This is a genomic window from Gelidibacter sp. (assembly GCF_039916245.1).
Classification (GTDB): Bacteria; Bacteroidota; Bacteroidia; order Flavobacteriales; family Flavobacteriaceae; genus Gelidibacter.
In genome coordinates this window covers 1-5,975 of record NZ_JBDSLS010000235.1, presented here as the reverse complement: position 1 = coordinate 5,975, position 5,975 = coordinate 1, and the positions used below count along the sequence as shown (strand labels likewise).

The 5,975-nt window shown below is 37.8% G+C and carries 8 protein-coding genes and 1 pseudogene; all 9 read right to left on the bottom strand.

The annotated features are described in order from the left end of the window. The coding region (locus ABIQ28_RS12580; protein WP_348037834.1) for a signal recognition particle receptor subunit alpha at positions 1-629 on the bottom strand (629 nt) is incomplete at its 3' end. A gap of 327 nt (positions 630-956) precedes the next feature. Then, the gene (locus ABIQ28_RS12575) at positions 957-1,109 is read right to left on the bottom strand and encodes a DUF4295 domain-containing protein (protein WP_348037832.1); all 153 of its coding nucleotides are present in this window, start codon (positions 1,107-1,109) and stop codon (positions 957-959) included. Positions 1,110-1,152: 43 nt separating this feature from the next. Beyond that, a complete protein-coding gene (gene rpmG / locus ABIQ28_RS12570) occupies positions 1,153-1,335 on the bottom strand; it encodes a 50S ribosomal protein L33 (RefSeq protein WP_129016606.1) in 183 nt (60 codons plus the stop codon). A gap of 26 nt (positions 1,336-1,361) precedes the next feature. Beyond that, on the bottom strand, positions 1,362-1,598 hold the full coding sequence (gene rpmB, locus ABIQ28_RS12565) for a 50S ribosomal protein L28 (protein WP_066429794.1): 237 nt from the start codon (positions 1,596-1,598) through the stop codon (positions 1,362-1,364). Between the two features lie 78 nt (positions 1,599-1,676). Continuing rightward, positions 1,677-2,924: a competence/damage-inducible protein A gene (locus tag ABIQ28_RS12560; protein WP_348037829.1), complete on the bottom strand. Its 1,248-nt coding sequence runs from the start codon at positions 2,922-2,924 to the stop codon at positions 1,677-1,679. Next, positions 2,924-3,265 carry an Hpt domain-containing protein gene (locus ABIQ28_RS12555; RefSeq protein ID WP_348037827.1) on the bottom strand — a complete coding sequence of 114 codons (342 nt, stop codon included), beginning with the start codon at positions 3,263-3,265 and terminating at the stop codon, positions 2,924-2,926. The genes ABIQ28_RS12560 and ABIQ28_RS12555 overlap by 1 nt, the downstream gene beginning before the upstream one ends. Continuing rightward, positions 3,266-3,877, bottom strand: coding sequence for a fumarylacetoacetate hydrolase family protein (locus tag ABIQ28_RS12550; protein ID WP_348037825.1), 612 nt, complete (start codon positions 3,875-3,877; stop codon positions 3,266-3,268). It abuts the gene before it with no gap. 175 nt (positions 3,878-4,052) lie between these two features. Next, positions 4,053-4,829, bottom strand: a pseudogene (locus ABIQ28_RS12545) (3'-5' exonuclease). Between the two features lie 201 nt (positions 4,830-5,030). Then, positions 5,031-5,975, bottom strand: a 945-nt coding sequence (locus ABIQ28_RS12540) for a dihydrolipoamide acetyltransferase family protein (RefSeq protein WP_348037823.1), incomplete at its 5' end; no start/stop codon positions are given.

Below are 5,975 nucleotides of genomic sequence, written 5' to 3'. Positions count from 1 at the left end.
AAACGTCCAGCGGTATCAATAATAATCACATCAGCATTAAGTTCAACGCCGCGTTTGATGGTGTCAAAAGCAACAGAAGCTGGATCACTTCCAAAATTTTGACGTACCATAGGCACATCAACACGGTCTGCCCAAACTTGCAATTGCTCAATCGCTGCCGCTCTAAAGGTATCTGCGGCACCTAGCACAACACTTAACCCTTGTTTTTTAAACTGTGAAGCCAGCTTACCAATAGTCGTCGTTTTCCCAACGCCATTGACACCGACGACCATGATCACATAAGGTTTCTTATCCGCTGGAATTGAAAACTCCGTAGCATTACCGCTATCGATTTCAGATAATAAGCCTGCTATTTCCTCACGTAGAATTTGATTCAGCTCTGCAGTTCCCAAATATTTATCTTGAGCAACACGCGCTTCAATCCGATCGATTATTTTTAGAGTGGTGCCCACCCCAACATCGCTAGATACGAGGATTTCCTCAAGGTTGTCAAGAACGTCTTCATCAACTTTCGATTTTCCGGCAACGGCTTTGTTAAGCTTGGTAAAAAAAGAGGTTTTAGATTTTTCTAAACCTTTGTCTAAGGTTTCCTTTTTTTCTGAAGAGAATATTTTTTTAAAAAAACTCATTTATATTGAGGTATTTAGTATTAAGCAGTGTTTGTTTTCAAAGACGGATTTGCGTTAGGGATTACTCATAACGTATCATTTTCAAATTATCGTATTCGTGAATGCTTCGCATTTGCAGCGGCATCCTTTTGCCTTTTCGGCAAAAGATATAGCGGAAAGCCCGACCTTTTTTTTAGCTACATGTTTATTTTGGAGACCTTGTAAGTTTAAAAAAAGTAACGCCCAAAACAAAAATATCCATCAAATCCTTGTAACATTCAATCAAATATAAACATAAAAAAACTGCTTTCAAATGAAAGCAGTTTTTAAAAAATATAGTGTATATATTTATTTTTTCTTTAAGAATTCGTCAACAAATTCAGGAGCAGTCACAGTTTCAACGAACTGGTAAGCGCCTGTTTTTGGAGATCTAACCATTTTAATAGCTTTGGTTAATCTTTTTGATCCTGTTTGTAACGATGCTACTGATTTCTTTGCCATTGTAAATTTATTTTATAATTCCCATGTCAATGGGAATCTTCATTTATTTTATCTCTTTATGAACTGTCATACGCTTAAGGATAGGATTAAATTTCTTAATCTCCATTCTGTCTGGCGTATTCTTTTTGTTTTTCGTGGTGATGTAACGTGAAGTTCCTGCTTGACCAGATTCTTTATGCTCGGTACACTCTAATATGACTTGTATTCTATTACCTTTCTTTGCCATTATCTTAACTTTTTAGCTTGTGGCTATTATTTTAAAAATCCTTTAGATTTTGCTTCTTTAAGTGCAGCAGCAATTCCAATTTTATTGATGGTTTTTAACGCTGATGTAGAAACTTTTAAAGTTACCCATTTATCCTCCTCAGGAATGTAAAAACGTTTTTTGATCAAATTTGCATCAAATTTACGCTTCGTTTTATTCATAGCGTGAGATACGTTGTTTCCAACCATCGCTTTTTTTCCAGTAAGTTCACAAACTCTTGACATTCTTTCTAACTTTAATTATGTTATTTAAAACAGTCTGCAAATTTAGTAAAACTTTATAATACCTACAAACTAAAATTGTTACTTTTTTAATATTTCTTTTTCTAGCATTTCAAAGGCCTTGGTCGTAGCCCTGTTTATAACTTTGTGGCGATGATTGCCAAACGTAAACCGATCTGACCATACGTTGTCCTTTGTAGCAATCGCAATAAACACTGTCCCCACCTCAGCATCAGCATCTCCCTTGGTTGGCCCAGCATTACCCGTCGTTGCAATAGCATAGTCCGTATCTAACAATTTGAGGGCCGATTTGGCCATTGCTTCTGCCACTTCACTGCTCACTACCGAAAACTCCTTAATCAATTGCGCATCAATTTTTAACACATCAATTTTGGATTGCGTGGCATAACTGACGACACTTCCTTTAAAATACTGCGATGCACCGGCAATTGCAGTAAAAGATTCGGCTATTTTACCGCCTGTGCAACTTTCGGCCGTGGCTACAGTTTTACCCATAGCGATCAATTGTTGACCAATAACAGCTTCAATGGATTCGGCACTTTCAAAGCCTACAAAGATGTCTTGAATTTGTGGTAACAACAATTCAATTTGACGTTTTATTTCAATCTGAATTAATTGTTTGTCCATGGACTTGCCAGAAAGACGCAAACGCACGCGTCCTAAACTCGGTAGATAAGCTAATTTAATATAGGGTGGCAAACTATCCTCCCAAGTTTCAATACGCTCTGCCAAAGCACTTTCACCAAGACCATAGGTCAATAAGGTTTCATGTTGGATGTATGGAAACTGAAATCGTTTCACAAGTTTAGGAATCACTGCATCATCAATCAAACCTTTCATTTCATAAGGCACCCCTGGAAGCGAAATGAATATTGTGCCATTCTTCTCGAGCCACATCCCTGGAGCACTCCCATGCATATTCATTAAAACTTCGGCTTTTGAAGGCACTAAAGCTTGATCTAAATTGATTTGCGTGGGTGTTTTAACCACAAAATCCTCCCAGATACGTTTGACATTTTCTGTGACCGCCTCATTTCTGACCAGCGTATCGTCAAAATACTTGGCAATGGTTTTTTTGGTGATATCGTCTTTGGTTGGTCCTAATCCGCCAGTAATTATGATGATATTGGCGTTTTCTTCGGCTTCTTTAAAAGCTTTTAGGATATGCGTTTCATCATCCTGGACGGAAGTGATTTGATAGACAGAAACTCCTATTTTATTAAGCTGTTTGGCGATAAATGCCGAATTGGTATCGACTATTTGACCAATAAGAATTTCATCTCCAATAGTTATAATTTCGGCTAACATCAGAGATTAAAATCGCTTTTTATTTCTTCAGCAGCTCTTTCGATAGCATCCAAAACGGTTTTCAATTGACTAGAAACGTCTTCATTTACTTTCTCATCCTTTCCCCAATCCTGAACGATAATCAAATCGTCCAAAACACCAAGTTCAAACAAATCGATAGTAGGCTTCATTTTGTGAGCGGCCTGATACGTTGTATAAAAATCTGCTTCTGCAACGGCTTTTTTTAGACGTGCTGCATCTTCAGGAACTTCTTCCAAAAATGCCGCAGCAATAGCCAATACAAAATCCTCATCGCCATCTGCTAATTCGCGAACACGATAAAGTTTATAGTTTACTTCCATTTACTTGATTGTTAATTTAAACATTTCGTTATTTTCAATCAATCCCCTAAGTTCATCATTCGCTTCTACTTTAGCAACTCCTGATGGCGTCCCCGTAAAGATAATGTCTCCGATCTTTAAAGTGAAATATTTTGACACATATTCTATGAGTTCGTCAATTTTCCAAAGCATAAGGCTTGTATTACCTTGCTGAACAACAGTTCCGTTTTTTTCTAAGGAAAAATTAATGGCATCAACCGACTCGAAATTGGATTTCGGCAACCATTTACCCACTACTGCAGCGCCATCAAATGCTTTAGCTTTTTCCCATGGCAAACCCTTTTCTTTTAATTTCTGTTGCAAATCGCGCGCTGTAAAGTCGATACCAAGACCGATTTCATCATAATATTTATGCGCGAATTTTTTATCGATATGTTTTCCAACCTTAGAGATCTTGACCAAAATTTCCACTTCATGATGCACATCATTAGAAAAATCGGGAATAAAAAAAGGCTGCTTTTTCAATAAGATCGCCGTATCAGGCTTTAAGAATATAACCGGATCTGTTGGTTTTTCATTAGCCAACTCCTTAATATGATCCGTATAATTACGGCCTATGCAGATGATTTTCACGCTGTATTGATTGTTTTTTATTATTATTTTTTATTTTGTTTGATGGACAAAATTAATCAGAGAGTCTAGATGTCAGAGTATTGCACAGAGATGGTCGGAACATCACAAAGTAACACATAGCAAAACCAAACAAACTTCAACTGCTCAGATTTGAATCCTGACTGCTGACTGCTGACTAGGCTAATTTATTATTGAAATTCCTCAACTTAATTGCCGTCAACACTTTTTTGGTATATAATGGAAAATCAGCATTGAGCAACCATCCAAAATATCCAGGCTCCTCATTTAATACGTCTTCTACCCTTTTTCCTTTATGTTTCCCAAAAGAAAAACATTCTTCATTATATTTATTGAAAGTGATAAATCCGGCAAAATCAGCGAACTTTTTTCGCTAACTGAATTCGGCCAAAAACTTGGTATCATTTTCCAATTCCTCATACCTTGCTATTTGAGCTTTCAAAACCTCATAAGTGGCTTCAGTATCTGCGGCAGCACTATGGGCATCATCCAGAGTTTTATCGCAATAAAACTTATAAGCGGCAACTAAAGTACGCTGCTCCATCTTGTGAAAAATGGTTTGCACATCAACGGCTACGCGACCTTTCATATCAAAATCAACACCAGCACGCAACATTTCTTCCGCTAGTAATGGAATATCAAATCGGTCAGAATTAAACCCTGCCAAATCTGAATCCTTAACCATTGTATTAATCTCTTTTGCCAACTCTTTAAAGGTTGGCTTGTCGGCAACATCAGCGTCACAAATTCCGTGGATTGCAGTAACCTCAGCAGGTATTGGCATTTCCGGATTTACTAACCACGTTTTCCGCTCTTCATTACCATTAGGAAAAACCTTTATTACGGCAATTTCCACGATACGATCGGTAGTGATATTAATACCTGTGGTTTCAAGATCAAAAAAACAAATGGGTTTGGTAAGATTGAGCGTCATTTTTATATATTATTGTATGTTGTTTGTTGTTGAGCTGTTTTTTGTTGCTTAATATTCCTGTCTTCGCTAAAGCTGTGGACTGGCAATAATTTTATATGCAAAAATAGAAAAACCTAACTAGGTTAAGGTTAGGTTTATGAATTGTTTAGGTTTTATAAGAGCCCTGACAAGTTTCGAAAAACCTGTCAGGGCTAATCAATATTATATTTCTCTTTTCATATCCCAGCCTTCCAAATAATCCTTGACGGCTTTTACAAACTGTCCACCCAGCGCCCCATTGACCACACGATGGTCATAAGAATGGGATAGGAACATTCTGTAACGGATGCCTATAAAATCGCCTTGAGGCGTTTCTACAACAGCTGGAACTTTGCGGATCGCACCAAGTGCCAAGATTCCTACTTGTGGCTGATTGATAATTGGTGTGCCCATGATACTTCCAAAAGTACCAACATTGGTCACGGTATAGGTTCCGCCTTGGATATCGTCTGGTTTCAATTGCCCCAAACGCGCTCTGTTGGCCAAATCATTAACCTTCTTGGTCATCCCAAGAAGGTTTAACTGGTCGGCATCCTTAATAACAGGCACAATAAGATTGCCATCAGGAAGCGCCGCAGCCATACCTAAATTAATATGTTTCTTTTTGATGATTTTATCATCTTGAAGCGAAATATTCATCATTGGAAAATCGCGAAGTGCCTTTGCAACGGCTTCCATGAAAATTGGTGTAAACGTCAAACTTTCGCCTTCACGATTTGCAAATTCATTTTTATGCTTATTGCGCCAGTTCCATATATTGGTTACATCGGCCTCAATAAAACTTTGTACGTGAGCCGACCTTTGAATCGATTCCACCATATGATGCGCAATCAATTTGCCCATTCTGGTCATCTCTATAATTTCATCGCCATCACTTCCAATGACTGGAGCAACCTGTGGTTTATCCACTGCTTTTTGTTGTGCTGGTTCTGCTACTGAAATTTCTTTCGCCGACTCAGCAGTTGGTGCTGACTTCTTATTTTCGAGATATACAATAATATCATTCTTGGTAACGCGCCCATCTTTACCTGTACCAGAAATTTGGTCCAATTCAGATTGTGGAATACCTTCTTGTTTGGCTATATTTTTAACTAATGGCGAATAAAA